Raw genomic sequence first — 21,985 nt, 5'->3', positions numbered from 1 at the left:
CCGGGCAGGGGGGCAGGACCTTGGAAAGAGGGTGGGCCTCCAGCAGTTCCTCGATTCGGGTCGCCATGGCGGCACGTTGATCACGCACAGCGCTGAGGGAGCGCGCCAGGCTGGGGATCATCAGTTCGGCAGCGTCGGCGCCGTGCACGGTCACCGTCTGCTCGTCCAGCGCGGCCAGGATGTCGTCGGCCAGGCGTTCGTCCGTGCGCGGTGCCTTAGGCCGCAGTATGCGGAGCACTCGGCCGCGTCCGGCGGCACGCAGCCGGGCTGGTGAGCCGAAGCGTTCTAACGCCCCCGCTGCCGTGGCTCCCTACTCACCGCGCTCCCGCTCGCAGGCGTTAATGTCGATGTGCCCGATCCGCCCCCGGCTCCCCCGCCCGGGCTGGACAGCAAGATGGCGACGCAACTGTCGTGGGGCGCGTGCTGATCTGCGGCGTCGTCGGCCCGATCATCAGTGCGGCCAGTGGTCGCAGATGCCCCCCGAATCCCGGACGCCTCAGCAACACCCTCCAAAGCCTCGCCTCCCTCTCGGCGACGAATGCCTGGGCGGCCAGGTGGTGCGGGACGACCTCGCCCTGCACCTGCTTCGTCGCACCACCACTGATCGAGGTCAACGGCCCCGTCCCGCAGTGACACCGCAGCGCCGAAGAAGTCCGGCGCAGGTCCCACAGGTGTCGACGCCCTCGCCGAGGGCGGTCTTGCAGTAGGCGGTGCGAGGGCAGGCGACATTCGGTGTCAGAGCGGCGGTTACCGGGTCAGTCGTGTGCCACCGGTGTCAGGGAAGCGTTCCAGAAGTCGGCGTAGCGGCCGGCGCGGCGGAGGAGTTCGTCGTGGCTTTCTTCCTCCACGATCCGGCCGCCGTCGAGGAAGGCGATGCGGTCGGCGCGTTGGACGGTTCGCATCCGGTGCGCGACCATCACGACCGTTCGATCGGCCATCAGGCGTTCGATGCCGTCGTGGACGGCTACCTCGTTCAACGGGTCCGGTGAGGAGGCGACTTCGTCCTCGAAGAGGTAGACGTCCTGGAAGACGATGGAGATCTGCGCCATCAACGCCTCGGTGCCGATGGCGCGCACGTCCACGCCGCCCATGCGCACCGCGCCCGCGTCCACGTCGTGGAACCGCGCGAGCAACTGGAGCAGGGTGCTCTTGCCCGCGCCTGAACCTCCGAGGAGTTCGAGAGGGCATGGAGCTGTTCCGCGTCACTGTGCTCGGCGCCGACCCCGAACGCTTCCCGGCTGTGGCCCACTTCGCCCGCGACATCCGCCCTCTCGGGGTGGACCGCCGCGCGGCGTTCGAGGAGATCCTCGCCGTCCAACTCGCCCACATCGAGGCCGCGATCCACCCGAGCTAGGTGTACTGCCCCGACCTGCCTTGCCCAGATCAGTCGGCGGTGTTCGTCATGGTCGTTACCGCGGTCGGCTGGCAGCCGTCGGTGGCCTTCGGTGCGGGCTTCCCAGCTCCGTCACACAATTCGATCAACCGACCTGAGCGATCCGACTACTGGGTGAGGATCGGCAGTTCCCGTGGGCCTCGGATGACACGCGACGGGCAGTAGCGCACCGGACCGGCCTGCCGAAGCCGCGGAAAGCGTTCGAACAGCGCGCGTAGCGCGATCTCTCCCTCCATCCGGGCCAGACCGGCGCCGATGCAGTAGTGGATGCCGGCCGCGAAGGACAGGTGGTCGCGGGCGTTCGGACGGTTGAGATCGAACCGGGCCGGGTCGGCGAAGACTCCGGGGTCCCGGTTCGCCCCGGCCAGCAGGGCCACGATCGCGGTGCCCGCGGGCAGGTCCCGGCCGGCCAGCGACACGGCCCGGCGGGTGACCCGCACGCTGTACTGCGCCGGCGCTTCGAGCCGCAGGATCTCCTCGACCACGCCGTCGGCCTTCTCGGGTGCGGCGGTGAACGCCTCGAACTGCACGGGGTCGGCGAGCAGGGCGACCACGGCGTTGCCGATGATGTTGGCGGTGGTGACGAAGCCGCCGATCAGAAGGGCCTCGCACGTCGCGACGAGGCCGGCGGAGGTCATCTGGTCGTCGTCGGCGGCCTTGACCAGCTCGCTGAGCAGGTCGTCACCCGGCCTGCGGCGGCGCCGCTCGGTGAGGCGGGTGAAGTATCCGGCCATGTCGACAAGCAGCGCACGGGTACGGCGCAGGTCCCTGGGCGAGCGCGCACCGTCGACGATGGCGCCGAACTCCAGTCCCCAGTGCACGAAGAGCTCGTGGTCGCCCGTCGGCAGGCCGAGCAGTTCGCAGATGATCCGGCTCGGCACCCGGACGGCGAACTCGCCGATCAGGTCGACCGGCTCGGCCCGGTCGAGGCGGTCCAGCTGCTCGGCGACGACCTTCTCCATGAAGGTCCGCCGGCCGCGCAGGGCGCGGGGGGTGAATCCGGGGGCCACGATCTTCCGCAGCCGGGTGTGGTCGGGCGGATCCATGGAGGCGAAGGAGTCATCCAGCGGATGCACGACGTGACCGTCCTCCCCGGACGGGGAACGCAGCCTCCTGGACGAGGGGGTGGCCACGGCTCCGAAGGCGTCGTCGCGCAGGACCTCGCTGCATGTGAGATAGGTCGCGCTCATGAACAGTCCGCTCCGGCCGCGCACAAGATCACCGTGTTCGCGGATCCGCTCGTAGCGTGCGTAGCCGTCACGACCGCGTCGCAGCGTGAGGACCTGGGACACCGGATCCCCGCGCAGCGCCGAGTTCCAGAGCCGTGCCCTGCCGCGGTGGAGCGACAGGTCCCTGCGCAGATCCTCGAACGTAGTCATGCCGAACCGCCCGCGGCCGGCTGGGGCGCTCCCGTCCACCGCGGTCTCGGGGCCTCGGTGATCCCCTTGTCCCGCAGTTCTTCGAAGATCTTCTCTCGCAGGACGTATTTCTTGATTTTGGTGCCGGACATCGGCCATTCACTAACGAAGCGCACATAGCGCGGAACCCGATAGGTGGCGATCCTGCCGACGCAGAAGTCGATGATCTCGGCCTCTGTGGCGGCGGCCCCCGGCTTCAGCTCGATGAAGGCGGCGGGCACCTCGACGTAGTACGCGTCCGGCGCACTGACGACCTGGGCGATGTTGACCGCGGGATGGCGGAGCAGGTAGCCCTCGACCTCGGCCGCCGAGACGTTCTCCCCTCCGACCTTCAGCATGTCCTTGAGCCGGTTGACGAACGTCACCCTGCCGTCAGGGTCCATCGTCGCGACGTCGCCGGTATGGAACCAGCCCTCGTCGTCGAAGGATCGCGCGGTCAGCTCGGGATCGCGGAAGTAACCGTCGAAGCAGTTCGAGCCGCGGAACAGCAGCTCGCCCTCGGTGTCCGGCGGCAGGTCGAGACCGGTGTCCGGGTCGATCACCCTGCACTCCATCCCGGGCAGGGGATGCCCGCCGGTCGTCACCCGCTGCTCCAGGGTGTCCGACTGATGGTTGAGCGACAGGAACGACGACGCCTCGGTCATGCCGAAGCAGGAGACCTGGACCGCGTCCGGCAGCCGGCTCGCCATGTCGCGCAGACGCTCGGGCACGCCGACCGTCATCATCAGCCGGACCTCCGACAGGTCGCGTTCGGCGAAGTCGGGCTGGTTCACGACCGGTAGCCATACCGTCTCGAACCCCGCGAGGACGACCGTGCACCGCTTGGCCTCAAGGTGGTCCAGCGCGGTGTCGGGCTGGAAGAACCCCGCGTGGACGTAGGTGCATCCGGCGTGAACGCACGCGATGGCGAAGCCGATGCCGCCGATGTGGAACAGGGGCAGCGCCGTCCAGACGCGATCCTCCGGAGTGAGGAAGAAGCGGGTGCGGGTCGCGCCCGCGGCGTAGCGAGTGAAGGCCTCATGGCTGATCATCGCGCCCTTCGGGCTCGCGGTGGTGCCGGAGGTGTACATGACGACGGAGGTGTCCCGGACCCGCACCAGGGACTGCCTGCGCGCCACCTCCGCGGCGTCCGTCCGACCAGCCGTCTCGCGGAACTCCCGCTCGGCGACGAACCCGCTCTGCTCGCCGCCGAGCAGAACCACCCGCTTCAGTTCCGGTGCCTCGTCGAGGGTCAGCTCGTCGCCGGCCTGCCCGGCTAGAGAGGGAAGCGTCTCGTGCAGCAGGGACGGGAAGGACGGAGCGCCGGGAGCGGGCGGGCAGGTGAACAGCATGCGCATCCCGGAATGCCGGATCACCTGGCTCAGCTCGTAGCCCTTGAACCGGGCGTTGACCGGCACCGGCACGACTCCGATCTTCGCCGCCCCGAACAGCGCGGCGATCGAGTCGACGCAGTTCGGCAGCAGGATCCCGATCGTCTCGCCGGCGCGCATGCCCGACCCGAGCAGCCCGCGGGCGAAGAAGTCGGCCCTCGCGGCCAGCTCGGCGTAGGTCACCTCGTGGTCGGGAAAGCTGAGGGCGACGCGCTCTCCCTGCTCACTCGCCCGGCGATCCAGCAGATCGCCCAGTGTCGTGGCCTCGATCCACCGATCCTCTGCCCCGGTGCCTCGATATGCCAGATCGTCGAACATCAGCCTTACCCTTTTCATGGCCCCGAGGGGAGGTGACCAGCATCGGAAATCGGTCGGCACGCATGACGGATCACTTCCGCACATTCGCCCGCTCCGGCATTTCCAGACGCGACGGCGAAGATACTTCGTTACCTGTTGTCAACGGGCTCGACAAAGGTGGGTAAACGCTTCTCGGAGGCCTGCTCGTCGAGGGTGGTTTTCCTTCGCGCAGACCTGGTGCCTTGTTGGTTAGTTTCAACCCGAACGGGCCCGACCTCTGGCGACTTGCGCCGGACCGGGCTCGGCCAGACCCTGCGAATTCTTAGTACGACAGTGATCGACTGTCAAGTCGCCGCCTGTTAAGCGCCGAGACACTCCCTCGTGGGAGGATCTTGCAGCGCGAACTCGGTATGCTGTTCAATGATCAGCAGGTCCGGAGGGAGAATTAAGTGCGTAGGCCGGGCCGTTCGGCGGTAATGTTCACATGTATTTAACTTTGCTTCAACCTCGCCCCTCTGGCATTCACTTCCGCGCGGGTGGACGGACCCGCCGACCGTTCGGAACCGGTCACCGCACCGGCTGACCGTCCGGCGGCAGCCCAGGGCCGCGCCCAGGTCGCGGACCGCCCGCCCGAGTCCCAGCGGACGACCCGGCACAGCCGTGCCGGGCCCCTTCCGGGAGCCGGCGGCCACCGCATTCCGCGAACGGAGCTGACGACGCCGTGGCCCGTCCGCACACCGGCGGGCCTCCGAGCGCCGCGCGGTTCTGACCTCCTCCCACCCGCCCGGCCCTCCCCCATCCATCCCCACCGTGACCACCCGTGGAGCCTGAGCGGGCGCGACGCACCGGTCGACGCCGATCGCCGCGCCGCGGCATGAATGGAAGATCCCACGAGGTCGACACCTGCTCCTCGTCGATGCCCGTGACCCGGCTGACCCCGCTAGCCCGTGATTCGATTATTTAAGGTGGCCAAATTGCTGGCGAAAATCCTCGATCAGCAGAAGTTGACGCTCACTGGAGTAGTTGGCGACGCACTCACCTATTTTCAGGGCTGCCAGCTTCCGGACGGATCCGTCGCCGAAGATCCGGAGACACTGATTTTCCAGGAATGGGACTCGGTGAACGCACTCAAGGCGATCTCCGTATGGCGGAGCGCGGTCCCTCTCGATGACGGCGGCTGGGCGGAGAGAGTTGTCGGCTTCCTGCGGTCGCGGGAGAAGGCGAGCGGGATGCTCAGCTGGGGGGTGCTCGAGACCGGGCCGGCCGAGTACTGCACGGAGACGAGCAGTGAGTACATCTCCGCTCTCACGCTCCTCGGCCGACAGGCCGAGGCCGGGGCGAAGGCCGCTTTCCTGCGGAGCCGTCAACTGCCGTCAGGCCCGTGGGAAGAAGTGCACACCCAGATCCCGAAAGCCTTTCAGACCGAGCCGTCCGTCACCGGTTTCGCGCTGATGGCACTACTGGGACTCGACATCGACCCGCTCTATCTCGACCAGGCGCTCGACTTCCTCGCCAGAATCCAGAAGAGCGAGGGTCATTTCGGCATAAATTGGTACTACTACAATAGCCATTATTATCTCATCCGGCCCGCAGTCGCGGCTCTCGCGAGTTACGGGCACCACGCCGCCGTGGGGGCGGCCCGCGACTTCACGCTCGCCGATCAGCGCGACGACGGCAGCTGGTACAGCGAGGTCGACGGTTTCGGGGAGTACTCCTCGCCCGAGCAACACACCGCGCTGGCGCTCGGCGTCCTCGCCAGCGCGGACATGGACGCCAACGAGCCCGCGGTGCGCCGCGGCGTCACCTGGCTGCTCGGCCGGCGCCGCTCCGACGGCTCGTGGCACGGGGGCAGGTACCCCTACCCCGACACCAGTACGTACCGCGACTTCCACGCGGCTCAGGACGTCTTCACGACATCGCAGGTTCTCCTGGCCCTCAACCAACTCGCAGCGCTGGAGGCATGACATGAACGACATCGGCGGCGGCGCCGGCGAGCCCATCGCGATCACCGGGATCGGCTGCAGGCTGCCGGGCGGGGTGACGGACCGGGAATCGCTCTGGAACCTCCTCGAAGGCGGGATGGACGCGGTCGGACCGGTTCCGGCGGACCGCTGGGACGTCGATCGGTACTACTCGCCCCGGTCGCAGCAGCCGGGCCGGATGAACGCGAGGGAGGGGGGTTTCCTCGACCGGGTGGACGGCTTCGACGCGGCCTTCTTCGGCATCTCCGGCCGCATCGCCGAACAGATGGACCCGCAGCAGCGCCTGCTCCTGGAGGTGTGCTGGGAGACCTTCGAGGACGCGGGCGTCGTACCCGAGAGCCTGGCCGGAGGCCGTACCGGCGTGTTCGTCGGGGCGTGCAGCCAGGACTACGGAGGGCTCCAGGTCGCGCCGTCCGAGCTCGAGGGCATGGGGGCGCACTCCGCCACCGGCACCTTCATGAGCATCCTGTCCAACAGGCTGTCCTACACCTTCGACCTGCGCGGGCCGAGCATGACGATCGACACGGCCTGCTCGTCGTCGCTGGTCGCGGTGCACCTCGCGTGCGAGAGCCTGCGGCGCGGCGAGAGCGACCTGGCCATCGCCGGCGGGGTCAACGTCATGCTGACGCCGCAGTTCGCCATCGCTCTGAGCCAGGCTGCGATGCTGTCGCCCGACGCGCGCTCGAAGGCCTTCGACGCGGCGGCGAACGGTTACGTCCGGGGCGAGGGCGCCGGAGCGGTCGTGCTGAAGCCGCTGAGCAGGGCGCTACACGACGGTGACCGGGTCTACGCCGTGATCCGGGGGTCGGCGGTCAACCAGGACGGCCGCACTCAGGGCATCACGGTGCCGAACGGGGCGGCCCAGGCGGACAACTTCCGCGTCGCGCTGGCCGAGGCCAAGGTCTCACCGGCCGACGTCGGCTATGTCGAGGCCCACGGCACGGGGACGCCGGTGGGCGACCCGATCGAGGCCAACGCCCTCGGGAACGTCCTCGCGCCCGGACGTGAGCCGGAGCGGCTCGCGTTCATCGGGTCGATCAAGACCAACGTCGGCCATCTGGAGGCCGGGGCCGGCGTCGCCGGCCTGATCAAGGCGGCGCTGAGCGTCTACCACCGCCGGATTCCGCCGAACCTGCACTTCCAGACCCCCAGCCCGGACATCGACTTCGATGGACTGCGCCTGGCCGTGCCGACGGCCGCGAGTCCGTGGCCGGAGCACTACGCGCGGGCCGTCGCCAGCGTCAACTCCTTCGGCTTCGGCGGCACGAACGCCAACGTCGTGCTGGAGGAGCCCCCGGCCCCTCCCGCGGGCACGGGCGCGAAGCCCGCGCAGGGGACGCCGGCGCTGCTCACCCTCAGCGCGCGGAGCGAGCCCGCCCTGCGGCGCCTGGCCGTCGCCCACGCGGAGCGCCTGGAGACCGGGCCCGCCGACCTGGAGGGGCTCACGGCCAACCTCGCCCTGCGCCGGAGCCACCACGCCCACCGGCTGACGGTGGTGGCGGCGGACGCAGCGGACGCGGCGTCGAAGCTGCGCGGTTACGCGGACGGGTCGACGGTGCAGGGCGTCGTCGCCGGCCGCACCCGCGGAGGCGGCGGGAAGGTGGCGTTCCTGTTCAACGGGCAGGGCCCGCAGTGGTGGGCGATGGGCCGGACGCTGCTGGAGACGAGCCCGGTCTTCCGCGAGAAGATCATGGAATGCGACGCGGCGGCCCGCCGGTACGTCGACTGGTCGATCCTCGACGAGTTGGCGGCTCCGGACGAGTCCTCGTCGCGTGTGCAGGAGACGCACCGCCTGCAGCCGACGATGTTCGCGGTCCAGCTCGGTCTCGCCGAGCTCTGGAAGTCGTGGGGCGTGGCGCCCGACGGCGTGCTGGGCCACAGCATGGGAGAGATCGCGGCCGCGCGGCTGTCCGGCGCCCTGAGCCTCGACACGGCACTGAAGATCATCTGCAACCGGGCGCGCATCCAGGAGAAGGCGGACCCGACGGGCGCGATGATGTTCGTCGCCCTGCCCAAGGACGAAGCGCTCGCGCTGTGCGAGAAGCGGCCGGACGAGCTCTGGCTGTCCGCGGAGAACAGTCCGAGGGCCTCGACCCTGTCGGGCCGCCGCGAGGCACTGGAGGCCCTCGAACGCGAACTCCGGGAGGACGGCGTCTTCGCGCGGATCCTGCGGGTGAACTGCGCATGCCACAGCCCGGACATGGACCCCCTGCGCGAGGAGCTGCTGGCCGTGCTGGGGGAGGTCGAGCACGGCGGCACCGCCACCCCGATGTACTCGACGGCCACCGGCGCTCGGATCGACGGCCACGAGCTCGGAACGTCGTACTGGTGGCGCAACTTCCGGGAGCCGGTGCTGTTCGAGCCGGCGGTGCGCGCGATGCTGGCCGACGGATACGACACCTTCATCGAGCTCAGCCCCCACCCGGTGCTGGGCAACTCGCTCAAGGAGATCTTCGCCGACACGTCCGAAGACGCGATGGCCGTCGCGTCGCTGGTCCGGGGGAAGGACGACTGGGCCTGCTTCCTCGGGGCGCTCGGGCGACTGCACGCCGGCGGGCGCGAGGTGGCGTGGCACCGGCGCTACCCGTCGGGCACACCTGCCATGGACCTGCCGAAGAACCCGTGGATCCACGAGTCGTTCTGGAACGAGAGCGAGGTCTCGCACCGGTACCGCACCGGAGGGCAGCCGCACCCGATGCTCAAGCGGGTCGACGCGGTGCGGCCGACCTGGGAGATCAAATGGGACGACCACCGGCTCGGCTGGGTCAGGGAGCACGACGTGTTCGGCTCGGTGATCGTGCCCGGTGCGGCGTACGTGGAGGCGGCGCTCGTGGCCGCGCGCGAGCTGACGGGAGAGCGGTGCGCGCTGGAGTACGTGGAGTTCGAGCGCGCCTGCGCGCTGGGGGACGAGCCGCAGGTGAGCCGACTGGAGCTCGATCCTGAGGACGGCACCTTCGAGGTCCACCACCGAGCCGTCCGCGGGCACCGGTGGATCCGCAACGTGCACGGCCGCTTCCACCGGGCGCCGGCCTCCGGCGACGGGGCCCGGGTGTTCGACCTGGACGCGCTCCGCGCGCGCTGCACGACCTCTCACAAGGCCGTGGACGTGTACGGCTCGCTGCGCCGGAAGGGGTACGCCTACGGTCCGGCGTTCGGCGGGATCCACAGGCTGCACGTCGGCCGGGGCGAGGCTCTCGCCCAGGTGACGGTTCCCCGGGTGCTCAGGAACCGGCTGGAGGGTTACCTGTTCCACCCGGCAGTGCTCGACGCGTGTTTCCAGAGCGCGATCCTGCATCCGTCCGAGGACCGCCCGGACGAGCTCCTGCCCTACACCTATCTTCCGACCAGCATCGAGACGGTGCGGCTGTACGGCGAGGTGGGCATGCCGGTGTGGTGCTACACCCGGGTGCGCAAGCTGGACGCGAGCGGTCTGTCCGTCGACGTTCACGTCCTGGACGAGGACGGCCGGCTGGTCGCGGAGTTCGCGCCGCTGCACGGCAAGGTGATGCGGCAGCCGGCCGCGGACGCCCCCGACCGCATCGACGACCACTTCTACCACCTGACATGGCGGGCCGACCGGGCCGTGCGCGCCGATCCCGGCCTGTGGCCGAGCGCCCTCACCCAGGGGCCGGACGATCTGCGGGCCCATGTCGAACCGGCTGTGCCCGTGCTCTCCGAACGCCTTGCCCGGGGGTCCTACCGGACCGGCTACCAGGCCGACCTGCGTCGCCTCTGTGCGGCGTACGTGGTCCGGTGGCTGCGCGGGTTCGGCCGCGAGATGGCGGTGGGCGAGGTCTTCGCGGTGGCGGACCTCGACGGGGTGCTGCCGAAGTACGAGCGCGCCGCTACCGGTTTCCTGCGCCTTCTCGCCGAGGACGGTGTCCTGAGCGAGCGCGACGGCCGGTTCCGGGTCGAGCGCGCCGGCGACGTCGACCCGCAGGAGGCGTGGGCGCACGCGCTGAACCGCCACCCCGCGTGCGTCTGGGAGCTGCTGCTGGTGCGCAGGACCGGCGAGCGGCTGCGCGACGTGCTCGTCGGCGACGCCGATCCGCTCACCCTGCTGTTCCCCGAGGGGTCGCAGGAGGCGGCCGAGCCCATCTACCAGAGCTCGCCGGTGGCCCGCTACCACAACCTGCTGGTCAAGCGGGCCGTCGACCGGCTCGCGGCGACGGCCGACCCCCGGCGCACTCTCCGCGTGCTGGAGGTCGGAGGCGGGACGGGAGGGCTCACCGCGAACGTGCTGCCGGTGCTTCCGGCGGAGCGGTGCGAGTACGTCTTCACGGACGTGTCGGCGGCGTTCGTGCAGGGCGCGCGTGAGCGGTTCCAGGACTACGGCTTCGTGGAGTACCGTGCTCTCGACCTCGAAGGCGACCTGGCGGCCCAGGGCATCGAGCCGGGATCATTCGATCTCGTGCTGGCCGCCGACGTCCTGCACGCCACGAGCGACCTCAGGAGGACCCTCCTGGGCCTCCAGGACGCGCTCGCCCCCGGCGGGGTACTCGCGTTGATCGAAGCCGAGCCGGGCAATCCGTGGCTGGACCTGACCTTCGGTCTCACCGACGGCTGGTGGGCCTTCCGCGACCTGCGGCTGCGCCCGCACGGGCCGCTGCTGTCGTCGGCGCAGTGGCAGGACCTGCTGCAGGCCAGCGGGTACGCGGAGGTGGCCGCCCTCGGCGAACCCGGTCACGAGGGCGGGGGCGGGCAGACGGTGGTGTTCGCGAGCGCGCCGGCCGGGCCCGCGCAGGTGCCCGGACCGGCGGACGAGCGCGCCGGCGGCGAACAGCGGATCGGCGACTGGGTGATCTTCACGGGTCCGGACGGTCTCGGATCCGACCTGGCGCGGCGCATCGAGGAGCGGGGCGGGCGCGCCGTGCTGGTCGGCACCGGCGACGCGGCGGACGGGACGCCCTCGGTGCGGCGGGGCAGCGCGCAGGACCACGACCGGCTCTTCGCCCCGCTCTCCCCCGAGGGTGTCATCGATCTCCGTGCCGCCGGGCCGGACTCGGCCGGCACCGACGGCGCTGGCCTCGAACGGGCCGGGCGCGAGTCGTTCCTCGGCGTGGCCGACATCGTGCGGGCGCTCGACCGGAAGGGCTCCCCCGCGTGGCCTCGCCTGTACGTCCTGACCCGCGGCGCCCACGCCTTCCGCGGCGGCGCCGCGCGTCTCGAGGGCGCCTTCGCCTGGGGACTCGGGGTGGTGGCCGGGCTCGAACTGCCGCAGGCGCGCTGCAAACTCATCGATCTGGACGCGGTCGCGGCTCCGGGCGAGACCGACGCCGTCTGGGCGGAGCTCTGGGCCGGCGACCACGAGCGCGAGGTGCTGCTGAGGGCCGGGGAGCGGTTCGTCCGCCGGCTCTCACCGCTGCAGCCGGACGAGGTGCGCCCGCCCGTGGACGCGCGGGAGCTGCCGTCCGGCACCGGGTTCGCGCTTGAGATGAGCACTCCCGGTTCGCTCGACGAGTTGCGCTACCGCGCCGCGGAGCGGGTCGCCCCCGGTCCCGGTCAGGTCGAGATCGAGGTCGTCGCGGCGGGGCTCAACTTCCTCGACGTGATGACCGCGCTCGGCCAGGTGCCGCCCCTGGAGTCGGCGCGTGTCCTGCGCTTCGGAGCGGAGTGCGCCGGGATCGTCCGGCGGGTCGGGCCGGACGTCGCGGGGCTCCGCGCCGGTGACGAGGTCGTGGCCCTCAGCAGCGCGCAGGGCGCCCTCGCGTCGCACCTCACCCTCGACGCCTCCGGTGTGGTCGCCAAGCCGGCGGAACTGGGCTTCGAGGAGGCCGCCTCGGTCCCGATCGTGTTCCTCACCGCATGGTTCGCGTTGCGCAGGCTCGCCCGGATCGAGCCCGGCGAGCGGGTCCTGATCCATTCCGCGGCGGGCGGCACCGGCCTCGCGGCGCTGCAGGTCGCCCGGATGGCCGGCGCCGAGGTGTTCGCGACGGCGGGGACGCCGCAGAAGCGGGCCCTGCTCCGCTCGCTCGGCGTCCGGCACGTGATGGACTCGCGGTCGCCGGCCTTCGCCGACGAGGTGAGGGAGGCCACCGGCGGCGAGGGCGTCGACGTGGTGCTCAACGCGAGCGCCGGGGAGACGTTCACCCGCAGCATCGCCTGCCTCGCGTCCTACGGTCGCTTCGTCGAGATCGGCAAGCGCAACCAGCTGGGCGACCGGAAACTCGGGCTGAGGCCGTTCCTGCAGAACCTCGCGTACTTCAGCTTCGACCTGCGGCAGATGCTGGTGGACCGGCCGCAGGCGGTCCGCGCCGAGCTGGAAGCGCTGCTGAGCCTGTTCGCCAAGGGTGAGCTGCGCGCGCTCCCCTACCGGGTATTCCACCCCTCCCAGGTGGAGACCGCGTTCCGGAACCTGGCGGCGGCCAACCACATCGGCAAGCTCGTGGTGGCGATGGACGAGCCCGAGGTGCGGGTCGCGCCCGCCCCGGACGCCTTCTCGGCGGCGCCGGGGGGCACCTGGCTCATCACCGGCGGCCTGGGCGGCGTGGGACTCTCGATGGCCGGCGCGCTGGCCGACGCCGGTGTGCGCGACCTGGTGCTCGTCGGACGTTCCGGGGTGCGCGACGAGGCGGCCCGCACGCGGGTCGAGGCGCTCCGCGCGCGGGGCGTGCGCGTCCTCGCCGAGGCCGTGGACGTCACCTCGCGCGGCGAGGTCGAGGAACTGCTCGCGCGCGTGGAGCGCGAGCTGCCCCCGCTGAGGGGCGTCCTGCACTGCGCCATGGTGCTCGACGACGCGCTGCTCACCGACGTGGACGAGACCCGGCTCGCCAAGGTGGTCGGCCCGAAGGCGCTGGGCGCCTGGCACCTGCACGAGCTGACGGCGCACCTGCCGCTCGACGCCTTCGTGCTGTTCTCCTCCGCCACCTCGATGATCGGCAACATCGGGCAGGCGAGCTACGGCGCGGCGAACGCGTTCCTCGACCACCTCGCGGCGGACCGGCACGCGCACGGCCGGCGCGCGCTCTCGGTGAACCTCGGAGCGGTGAGCGACGCGGGATACGTGGCGCGCCACGACGACGTCGGACGCCTGGTGGCCGCGACCGGGATGCGGGGGTTCACGGCGGAGCAGGCGTTCCAGGCGCTGAGGACGCTCTGGAGCGGCGCGGTCCCGCAGGTCGGCGTGCTGCCGATGGACTGGGCGCGCTTCATCGGGCACCACGGCCTCGATCGCGCCGCCCAGCCCCGCTACGAGGAGGTGCTCGCCGCCCGTTCCGACGGCGCGGACCTGCCGGGTGACGCCCGCGGCGCGGGATCACTGCGGCGGCGGCTGCGGGCGCACACCGGCGAGGCCCGGGGCGAGCTGCTCAAGTCGGGGCTCAAGACCAGGGTGGCGGCCGTTCTCGGCCTCCCCCTCGCCGACCTCGACGAGGACATGCCCCTGATGGACTACCTCGACTCGCTGCTCGCGGTGGAGATCAGCGCCTGGCTCGAACGGGAGCTGGGCGCCAAGGTGACGATCCTGGAACTGATGAAGGGACCCAGCGTGGCGGAATTGGCCGACCGGCTGCTCGCGCAGATGAGCGACCGGCACGAGGCAGAAGGCGCGGAGTAGCCGAGCGTGGAGGAATTCTCATTCGCGCTGCCGCGCGGGGGGATCACGCTGCGCGGGCAGCGCACCCCCTCGCGCGGCGGGCTCCCGACCCTCTGCCTGCACGGCTGGCTGGACAACAGCGCGAGCTTCGGGCCCCTGGCCGAGCATCTCGGAGACGTCGAACTCGTCGCCCCCGACCTGCCGGGACACGCCCTGTCGGATCCGATCCCCTCGGCGACCTGCCAGTACCTCGACCACGTGGCGCACATCCTGGAGTTCGCGCACGCCCAGGGCTGGGAACGCTTCAATCTGATCGGGCACTCGCTGGGCGGCGCGCTGTCCACCCTCATCGCGGGAATCGACCCGGAGCGGATCGCCCGGCTCGTGCTCATCGACGCGATCGGGCCGCTCTCGTCGGGTCCGGAGGAGACCCGCCTCACGGTCGCGCGCTACGTGGGCGCCTACCTGCGCGACCGGCCGCAGCCGGTCTACCGGACCCGCCTCCAGGCGGTCAGGGCCAGGGTGCAGCTGGCCGACATCCTTCTCGACACGGCGGAGCGGCTGGTCGAGCGGGATCTGCGGGAGGTCCCCGGCGGGTACTCCTGGCGCACCGACGCGCGCCTGAAGTACCCGACGGTCCGGACCTTCACCGAGGAGCAGGTCCTGGAGTTCATCCGGAGCATCACGGCCCCGACCCTGCTCGTGACGGCCGAGCGGACGGCGCTGACGGAGGACTTCTATCCCCGCCGCGTCGAGACGGTTCCGCGCCTGCGTCAGGTCACCCTGCCTGGTGGGCACCACCTGCACATGGAGAACGCGGAAGCGGTCGCCAAGGTGATCGGGGAGTTCCTGCACGAGGAATGACCGAGAGTGGGCCGTCTCAGTTCTCGCGGGCGGTGATGGCGGCGTCCGAGAGGACGGGTGCCTCGCCCCGGTCGAGCACGCAGGTGGTCAGGACGAGGCGGCCCCGCGTTCTCCAGACCCGGGTGCGCAGGGTCTCGCCGGGGAAGACGGCGCCGGTGAAACGGGCCGAGTAGCGCAGGACCCGGCTCGCGTCGCCCTCCAGCAGGGTGTCCACGACCGCCTTGCAGACCATCCCGTAGGTGCACGCGCCCTGCAGGATCGGCCCGGGGAACCCGGCGTCCCGGGCGCGGGCCGGATCGGCGTGCAGGGGGTTGCGGTCGCCGCAGAGCTGGTAGAGCAGCGCTTGCTGCGGCAGGGTCGGCGTGTCGAGGACGGCATCCGGCTCCCGGGCGGGCGGCGCCGGCCGGTCCGCCGCCGAGGGGCCGCGACGGCCGCCGAAGCCGCCCTCGCCGCGCGCGAATATGCTCGACCCGGCGGTGAAGAGCGGGCCGCCGTCGACACCGACGACCTCGGTCTCCTGCACGATCACGGCCGCGTCGCCCTTGTCGTGGACGTCGACGAGGCGGGTGCGGGCGACCGCCTCGCCCGCCACGGGGATCGGCCGGTGCACCACGAGTTCCTGCCTTCCGTGCAGAAGCGCGGAAAGATCGACGTCCACTCCCGGAACGGACAGCTCCAGGGCCCCGGCCCGGCCCGTCCGCGGTGCTCCCGGTCCGAAGGCGGCCGGCGCGGCCACGCCGAACACCGCCGGAACGGTCATGCCGAACGTGGGCAGCACCCGCAGTTCCCGCTCCAGGACGTAGCGGAGTTCGTTCGGGTCCACCGAGTCCGCACCAGCGCCCAGCGCGAGGTGGTAACGGACGACGTCCGAGGAATTCCACGCGAACCTCTGCTCTGGCAGCGTGGCCCCGATCGCGACGGCCGGATTGATGGACATGTACCCCTCCGCTCGGCCCGTGGCGGCGTTGACCCGCGAGCAGCAGACATTCTGCCGCCTATACCGGAACACTCGCGGCATTCAGGCACTTCGATCAGATACGCCTCGCTGGCAAACGTTCCTGAAGTACATCGCCGACCAGGCCCCGATGCGCCGCGACCTGCACCCCCTCACCGTCGGCAACGACATCGCCATCCCGCCTTCGAGTTCCGCACCCGCGGCGCACTGCTGTTGCCGACGGCCTACCAGACCCGGCCGCGCTCCGCCGGGTCGGCGAACGCCGCCTAACGGCCTGGTCGAAGAACCGCAAGGTCTGGAAGGCCGAGGCCGTCTGCAGCCTGCCCGGCCTGGGCCCCAAGGTGGGCGCGACGTTCCTGGCCCAGACCGGCGGCGGCCCGCTGGCCTTCGGAACCCCCGACCGGCTGACCGGGTTCATCGGCCTGGCCCCAGTCCCCCGCGACTCCGGCCGGATCAAGGGAACCTCCGTCGGCCCCAGCGCTACAACCGGATGCCGCTGCGGGTCGCCTACCTGTCCGCCCAGATCGCCATCCGAGACTGCCCGGCCTCCAAGACGTTCTACCTGCGCAAACGCGCCGAAGGGAAAGCACAAGCAGGTCATCCTGGCGCTGGCCTGACGCCGGTTGAACGTGCTCTGGGCATTCCTGCGCGACGGCCGCCTCTTCCGAACCGACCCTCCCCCACTCTGAACTGCGGTTTCGCGCCTCTGTGACTTGTTCCATCACAAAAAGGCGCGCACGTGCGAGGGCTCCTCACGCGGTTCGTCGCAGGCATTCAGCAGGAGCGTCGCTGACATAATTCTCGGGTGGATCATCGTTCGCTGCGATGGGTGCGACGGAGGTTGCGGTCGCTTGTCTGGCTGGAACTGCTGAACGTGCCGTTTCAGGCCGTGATCTGGTTCGGCCTGGTGGGCGTACCGGTGACGATGATCAACGTCGTCGGCTTTGCGTTGTTGGCCCTCATGCTTGTTGAGGGGGCCGGATACTGGGCAGCCAAGTTGCGGCAGGTCACGCGGCAGGGCTCCCGCCTACAGGGGGCTGGTGCCTTCGCAGTGGCCCGCAGAGTCAATCCCGTTCTCCTTGCCGCAGGGCTACTACTTGCGGGCTGGGCCGGAGCGGCCGTTCCGGGCACCCGGACGTGGCCGGGCCTGGTGTTCGCGACGGTGGCGATGCTCGAACACATCAACTACTTCCACGTCCAACTGATGTACGACACCGCCGTGGATCTGCGCTACCTGCGCACGCGCGGTCTGCGTCGTGCGCATCTAGCCCGTGATCTGAACGACCATGCAAAGCACCGAGGAACTTGAAGCCCCTGCTCTCCGGGCAGTTCCATCGAGCATCGCTGAAGCCCGGTATACGCGAGGAGCTGCCGCGTTCACGAAACCACTTGCGTTCCTGAGGCTCCAAATCCGGCGCCCAGTTCGGCGAAGGTATCGCCCTTGCGCAGGTAGACCAGGGTCATCAGGGCCTGCATGCCCGGGGGCAGGCGCCGTCCTTTGCCGCCGAGGGCTTGGCGGTGGCGGCGGACGACACCGGTGGCGTAGGCCAGGGTCCAGCGCGACAACGGCAGCGGAGCACGGTACAAAAGCATGTGAGGCCATAACAATGGGGTGGTGGTTCAAGGGGGCCGGGTGTGGCTTATGTGAAGCTGCCTCTGGTGGGGACGGGGGTTGTGAGAGACCAACCGTCCTACCAGGGGTTGCTTGACGTCCGGCACCGCCCACGCCGTCCGCGATCATGCCTGTGATCAGCGCACACTGAACTGCCGCTGAAAAAGGCTCATTGAGGGCTTCTATAATCGACGCAGACTTCACTCGGCGATCGGGTACCGGACCCCTCTGGAGGTCCACACCGAGTACCTAAGCCGACAGCAGACTGCGTAGTTCACCATCAGGACGCTGTCCGGAAAACGCAGGGCCCCTCATACCAAGACGCCCAAGGCTCACCGAACACTCAAGCTCCCCCAGCCCTGCATGCCGCCCCTGGCCGCGCTGTGGGAGGACCCCAAGGGACAGACCGACGGCCTGGTGTCCGCCACGCGGGCCGGCGCGCGGCTCAGCGCCGGGAACGTCCGGCGGGAGTTCCGGCGCGCGGGCTTGGCGGGTGCGGCGGAGGATCGACCAGGCCAGGGCGCGGTCGAGGGATCGGGTGGCGGCGCTGGTCAGGTGTGCCAGGATACGGCGGATCTCAGCTGGGGTGAGGGGGACCAGGCCGCGGCTGCTTTTGGGGCGTGGGCGGCGGTGACGGCGAGGTAGGCGTGGGCGAGCATGGCCAAGGTGATGTGCCGGTGCCAGCCGTCGTAGCGTCTGACCTGGTATTGGTCCAGGCCGACTTCGTTCTTGGCGGCTTGGCAGCATTCCTCGACCGCCCAGCGGGCGCCGGCGACGAGGACCAGTTCTTGCATGGTGGTGCCCGCGGGGCCGAAACACAGGTAGAAGGCCAGTTCGAGTTCGCCTTGTTCGGTCGGGGTGAGGCTGCGGCGCACCAGCAGCCACCGCCCGAACGCTTCGGACCCGCCGAGGTCGTCGCCGGGGTGCGGTTCCAGGCCGGCCATGGCCCAGTCGTAGAGGCGTTCGCCCTTGGCGCCTTGTCCGGCTGACAGCTTCTTCCATGCTCGGGGTGGCGCGTCGGCGGTGACCGCGTCGGCGCGTGATCCGCCGTTGCCGTAGCCGACACCAGGCCCCAGCGACTGGCTCTTGGGGACCGCCACCACGTATCCGAACCAGCGTTTCTCCAGATGGCGGCGGAACTTATGGTCCTGGCCATAGGCCTCATCCGCCGTCACCCACCGGGCCGGGACCGGCACACCCTCGCCCAGCGCCCTGTCCAGCATCTCCTGCGCCAGCACGGGCTTGGTCGCGAACTTGGCCTGGTCGGGGATGCCCGCGCGGGCGCACCACTCCCGGTCGGCCAGCCAGGATCTCGGCAGGTACGGCTCCGCATCGATCAACGCCCGCCCGCGCGCGGACGCATACGCCAAAAAGACGCCCAGCCGGCAGTTCTCCACCCGCCAGGCAGTGCCGGAGTACTGCCGCTGCACTTCTTCTTCCGGCTGGCGGCCTGATCCCTCTTCTCCGGGATGACTACCTTGACGTGCCGTTTGCGCAGGTAGGCGCGGTTGCCGCGGGAGGAGTACGCCTTGTCTCCGGCGACCGCGTCCGGCCGGGTGCGGGGGCGGCCGACCGGCAGCCGGACCCGCACCTTGTCGAGCACAGGGATGAACTGCGGGCTGTCGGCGGCCGGTCCGGCGGTCAGGGTCACCACGAGCGGGCGGCACCTGCGATCGGCCGCGACGTGGACCTTGCTGGTCTGTCCGCCCCGCGAGCGTCCCAGCAGGGCGGCCTTCAGGCGAAGCTTGCGGCGTCGCCGGACGCATCTGCGTTCTCTCCGCCCGGCCTCGCCGTCGATGCCCTGTCCGGCTTGTTCCTCGCTGTCGCCCCCTTTGAGTGGGCCTGCTCCTCCTCGGCAGCCTTCTCCAAGGCGTCCAGCACCTCTGGATCGAGGTGCATCCCAGCGGCATCGTGGTGTGCCCGTGCGGTGGTGGAGTCCACGCTGACCAGCGACAAATCCACCTGGCCCCGTTCCGCCGCCTTGGCGATCAGACCCTCCAGCAGGACTTCGAAGACCCCGGCGTCCCGCCACTGCCGCAAGCGGTTGTGCACGGTGGACCAGACGCCGAACTCGGCCGGCACCTCTCGCCACTGCGCTCCCGCGCGAAACCGCCAGATCACGCCCTCGAACTGCTCCCGCAGCCTCGTGGGGTGCGGCCCGTACTCGCCGATCGGCAGGTACGACTCGACATACTCCCACTCCTCGTCCATCAACTGCCTCCGCGTCATGCACTCCGAACTACCGGATTCGCCCCCCGAGACGAGGGCGAATCCCGCAGATTGATCACGACCCGATACGCGCCCCAGCAGTGCGCGGACGGCAGGATGGTCCAGCCGCGGTCCCAGCACCCGTTCCGGCGAGGGATGGATCTGGGTGAGCAGGCCCCGCAGCCGGTTGGCCAGGCGACTCGATTCGGCGGCCAGGTCATCGCCGAAGCCAACGAGCATCTGCAGTTCGGCGACGGCCTCGTCGTCGGGCGCCAGTTGGCGCAGGGTGTGCGGCATGGTGCGGGCCGCGTCGGCGATGATGAACGCATCGCGCGCGTCGGTCTTGGCTTCGCCGGGGTACAGGTCGGCGATGCGGCGCATCGCCAGCCCGGGGAGGTAGGCGACCTGGCAGCCGACCTCCCGAGCCACTGCGAGTGGCAGCGCGCCGATGGAGGCGGGCTGATCCACGACCACCAGCACCGTGCCCCACCGGGCCTGAAGCCGGTCGAACAGCTCGCGCAGCTTGGGCCCGCTGTTGGGAAGCCGCTGGTCGAGGACCTTCTCGCCTGCCGGGGTCAGGCCAGTGGCATGGTGCTCGCCCTTACCGACGTCCAAGCCGCAGAAGACGCCGATGTCGCGGGGGTCGTTCACGTGCTAAAGAGCCTGCCAGCCCAGGCGGGCTGCGCGGTCATGCCCCTCTTCAGACGAGCCGCCCGGAAGACCGAGCGACGAGCCGGACGATCACGCGCTGGGACGCCCCGAGGCGGGTTGTCGACCAAACTGAATCCGGCCTGTGAGCGGGACAGAGGCCGTTGCCGCTGGTGGTCGTCGACACCTGCAAACCGCCGGTGTGAACGTCCTGGAAGTCAACCAGCCCAACAAGGCCCACCGGCACCGCCGCGGCAAGACCGACGCCCTGGACGCCGAAGCAGCCACACGAGCAGTACTGTCAGGCCGCGCCACCGCCGTCGCCAAGGCTGGCGACGGCGCCGTGGAGATGGTGCGCATGTTCAATCAGCGATCAAGTCTCGGCACAGGCCATCAACCAGACCAAGACCGTCCTGGTGGGCGCCGACCCCGTGCTGCGCGAGTCCATGACCGGCCTGAGCAACCCGCGACTGATTCGCCGCTGTGCTGACCTGGACCCCGCCGCCCCCACGACCACCAGCGCCACGGTCGCTCCGGCCGCGCCCACAGGCGGTCGGGCATGGCCGGGGAAGCGTCAGATGCGGTTCTCGTACCTGGTCAGGCCGATCCCGAGCAGGTCCACGTCCGGAGAGATCACCTGGTACGAGAGATCCTCGAAGGCGACGCCGTAGGACTGCAACGCGCCGACCAGCATGCGCGCAGCGGTCGTGTGCTCCTGCGCATCGAGCGTCGGGAAGCGGCGGATCACGCATCCCTCAGTGTCCGGTGAGTCCGACGGCTGCCAGCCCAGTTCGGCCATCGCCTCCGACCAGGAAGGGCCGGAATCATCGGGGACGCCCGCCTCGATCTGCAGCGTCCAGCCGCTGTGGGTGGTCCACTGAACGAAGCTGCGATCTACCCCGGTACGCACGACCACGGTGAAGTGTCCGGGGCCGTCCAGGAGGGCGAAGTCCTGGACGACGGACTGGAGTGTGGCCGCCAGCCGTTCCTCGAGCTGGGTCCAGTCGTCGGTCCAGTAGCCTCCCGGGACCCAATCCGCCCCCTGGCCGATCACCTGCCAGTAGCCCAGCACCCCGAGCCCGTCTTCGGGCTCGGCCCAATTCGACATGCGGTACTCGTCCTCCTCGACGGCCGCTGTGGGGCGGATCCCCAGAGCCGTGTGGCCGCCGCTGCCGCGTTCGAGTTCCAGCAGCTGCACCGGAAGGCGCCAGCGCAGCAGCGGCCCCGGTCCCCGCATGATCGACGGCGGGCCGAGGAGCCTTTCAAGGGCCGAACGCAGCCGGAGGAAGAGCTCGTCACCTTCCCCCACTCGTATGGATATGGAGGAGCGAACATCATCAGCGCCGTGCCGGGAGAAGCACCCGCGGCCGGTGTCGAGGCCGGTGTCGTACTCCTCGCGGTCCCACAACCTGGGGAACTCGCGCTTCCATTTCTGTTCGTCAGCGGAGTATCGCCAAGGCTGCCAGTTCAAGTGAGCAAGGGCCTGGTCAAACGCGGCGGTGTCCCACCCGGTCATGTCAAGCGTGGCGAAGCGGCGAACGAGTTCGCGGATCTGATCGTCAGCGAGGGGCATATCAGACGATCTTAGTGCGTGCTTGGGAAGGGATCTTGTTATAGGTAGCGAGGTGGCCGCCGCCCTCATGCTCTTGACCGGAGTAGACCCGGACTCCGCTTGGCGCCTCCTGCAACAGGCGCACGGGCTTG

Annotated in this window: 11 protein-coding genes and 5 pseudogenes; 7 read left to right on the top strand and 9 right to left on the bottom strand. The window is 70.2% G+C overall.

From position 1 onward, the window contains the following. Nucleotides 1-31 precede the first annotated feature (31 nt). Nucleotides 32-274, top strand: coding sequence for a hypothetical protein (locus tag ACQEU6_RS01740; RefSeq protein WP_499328811.1), 243 nt, complete (start codon nt 32-34; stop codon nt 272-274). A 481-nt stretch (nt 275-755) separates the two neighbouring features. On the opposite strand, the pseudogene ACQEU6_RS01735 reads toward ACQEU6_RS01740, so the two are convergent. Further along, nucleotides 756-1,166: pseudogene (locus ACQEU6_RS01735) on the bottom strand (ATP-binding cassette domain-containing protein); the annotation flags it as partial. A gap of 20 nt (nt 1,167-1,186) precedes the next feature. On the opposite strand from ACQEU6_RS01735, the gene ACQEU6_RS01730 reads away from it, so the two are divergent. Beyond that, a complete protein-coding gene (locus ACQEU6_RS01730; RefSeq protein WP_499328810.1) occupies nt 1,187-1,354 on the top strand; it encodes a hypothetical protein in 168 nt (55 codons plus the stop codon). Nucleotides 1,355-1,500: 146 nt separating this feature from the next. On the opposite strand, the gene ACQEU6_RS01725 is transcribed toward ACQEU6_RS01730, so the two are convergent. Together ACQEU6_RS01725 and ACQEU6_RS01720 are read right to left on the bottom strand one after the other, a co-directional pair. Continuing rightward, complete coding sequence (locus tag ACQEU6_RS01725; RefSeq protein WP_499328809.1) at nt 1,501-2,772, bottom strand: cytochrome P450; 1,272 nt, start codon at nt 2,770-2,772, stop codon at nt 1,501-1,503. Continuing rightward, entirely contained in the window at nt 2,769-4,499 is a 1,731-nt protein-coding gene (locus ACQEU6_RS01720) for a class I adenylate-forming enzyme family protein (protein ID WP_499328808.1), read from the bottom strand. Before ACQEU6_RS01720 ends, ACQEU6_RS01725 begins: the two co-directional genes overlap by 4 nt. A 944-nt stretch (nt 4,500-5,443) precedes the next feature. On the opposite strand from ACQEU6_RS01720, the gene ACQEU6_RS01715 reads away from it, so the two are divergent. Genes ACQEU6_RS01715 through ACQEU6_RS01705 form a run of 3 tightly spaced genes read left to right on the top strand, consistent with a single transcriptional unit; the run spans nt 5,444 to nt 14,858 of the window. After that, nucleotides 5,444-6,442, top strand: coding sequence for a prenyltransferase/squalene oxidase repeat-containing protein (locus ACQEU6_RS01715; protein WP_499328807.1), 999 nt, complete (start codon nt 5,444-5,446; stop codon nt 6,440-6,442). Between the two features lies 1 nt (nt 6,443). Further along, a complete protein-coding gene (locus tag ACQEU6_RS01710; RefSeq protein WP_499328806.1) occupies nt 6,444-14,015 on the top strand; it encodes an SDR family NAD(P)-dependent oxidoreductase in 7,572 nt (2,523 codons plus the stop codon). Between the two features lie 6 nt (nt 14,016-14,021). Then, nucleotides 14,022-14,858 (top strand): alpha/beta fold hydrolase, encoded by an 837-nt coding sequence (locus tag ACQEU6_RS01705; RefSeq protein WP_499328805.1) that lies wholly within the window; start codon nt 14,022-14,024, stop codon nt 14,856-14,858. 16 nt (nt 14,859-14,874) lie between these two features. Here the strand turns inward: ACQEU6_RS01705 and chsH3 are convergent, their stop codons facing one another. Next, on the bottom strand, nt 14,875-15,795 hold the full coding sequence (gene chsH3 / locus ACQEU6_RS01700; RefSeq protein ID WP_499328804.1) for an enoyl-CoA hydratase ChsH3: 921 nt from the start codon (nt 15,793-15,795) through the stop codon (nt 14,875-14,877). A 335-nt stretch (nt 15,796-16,130) separates the two neighbouring features. Here chsH3 and ACQEU6_RS01695 point away from each other — a divergent pair. Both ACQEU6_RS01695 and ACQEU6_RS01690 read left to right on the top strand, forming a co-directional pair. Next, nucleotides 16,131-16,430 (top strand): annotated as a pseudogene (locus ACQEU6_RS01695) (transposase); the annotation flags it as partial. A gap of 188 nt (nt 16,431-16,618) precedes the next feature. Beyond that, nucleotides 16,619-17,122 carry a hypothetical protein gene (locus tag ACQEU6_RS01690; RefSeq protein ID WP_499328803.1) on the top strand — a complete coding sequence of 168 codons (504 nt, stop codon included), beginning with the start codon at nt 16,619-16,621 and terminating at the stop codon, nt 17,120-17,122. 68 nt (nt 17,123-17,190) lie between these two features. Here ACQEU6_RS01690 and ACQEU6_RS01685 read toward each other — a convergent pair whose 3' ends face one another. The 5 genes and pseudogenes from ACQEU6_RS01685 to ACQEU6_RS01665 form a co-directional block, all read right to left on the bottom strand. Next, entirely contained in the window at nt 17,191-17,406 is a 216-nt protein-coding gene (locus ACQEU6_RS01685) for a transposase family protein (protein ID WP_499328802.1), read from the bottom strand. A gap of 570 nt (nt 17,407-17,976) precedes the next feature. Next, nucleotides 17,977-18,855 (bottom strand): annotated as a pseudogene (locus ACQEU6_RS01680) (IS701 family transposase); the annotation flags it as partial. Then, nucleotides 18,855-19,654, bottom strand: a pseudogene (locus ACQEU6_RS01675) (transposase); the annotation flags it as partial. The pseudogenes ACQEU6_RS01675 and ACQEU6_RS01680, both read right to left, overlap by 1 nt. A 60-nt stretch (nt 19,655-19,714) precedes the next feature. Beyond that, nucleotides 19,715-20,284, bottom strand: a pseudogene (locus ACQEU6_RS01670) (IS110 family transposase); the annotation flags it as partial. A 571-nt stretch (nt 20,285-20,855) separates the two neighbouring features. Then, a complete protein-coding gene (locus ACQEU6_RS01665) occupies nt 20,856-21,854 on the bottom strand; it encodes a TY-Chap domain-containing protein (protein ID WP_499328801.1) in 999 nt (332 codons plus the stop codon). Between the last annotated feature and the right edge of the window lie 131 nt (nt 21,855-21,985).

The organism is Spirillospora sp. CA-108201 (genome assembly GCF_050936235.1).
In the GTDB taxonomy this organism is placed as follows: domain Bacteria; phylum Actinomycetota; class Actinomycetes; order Streptosporangiales; family Streptosporangiaceae; genus Spirillospora.
This window is presented reverse-complemented; position numbering and strand designations above follow the sequence as displayed.

Excerpts from the sequence above, each read along its gene's own strand:
- ACQEU6_RS01730 (WP_499328810.1), top strand. The coding sequence starts at position 1,187 with ATGGAGCTGTTCCGCGTCACTGTGCTCGGCGCCGACCCCGAACGCTTC.
- ACQEU6_RS01725 (WP_499328809.1), bottom strand. The coding sequence starts at position 2,772 with ATGACTACGTTCGAGGATCTGCGCAGGGACCTGTCGCTCCACCGCGGC.
- ACQEU6_RS01720 (WP_499328808.1), bottom strand. The coding sequence starts at position 4,499 with ATGTTCGACGATCTGGCATATCGAGGCACCGGGGCAGAGGATCGGTGG.
- ACQEU6_RS01710 (WP_499328806.1), top strand. The coding sequence starts at position 6,444 with ATGAACGACATCGGCGGCGGCGCCGGCGAGCCCATCGCGATCACCGGG.
- chsH3 (WP_499328804.1), bottom strand. The coding sequence starts at position 15,795 with ATGTCCATCAATCCGGCCGTCGCGATCGGGGCCACGCTGCCAGAGCAG.
- ACQEU6_RS01685 (WP_499328802.1), bottom strand. The coding sequence starts at position 17,406 with ATGCTTTTGTACCGTGCTCCGCTGCCGTTGTCGCGCTGGACCCTGGCC.
- ACQEU6_RS01665 (WP_499328801.1), bottom strand. The coding sequence starts at position 21,854 with ATGCCCCTCGCTGACGATCAGATCCGCGAACTCGTTCGCCGCTTCGCC.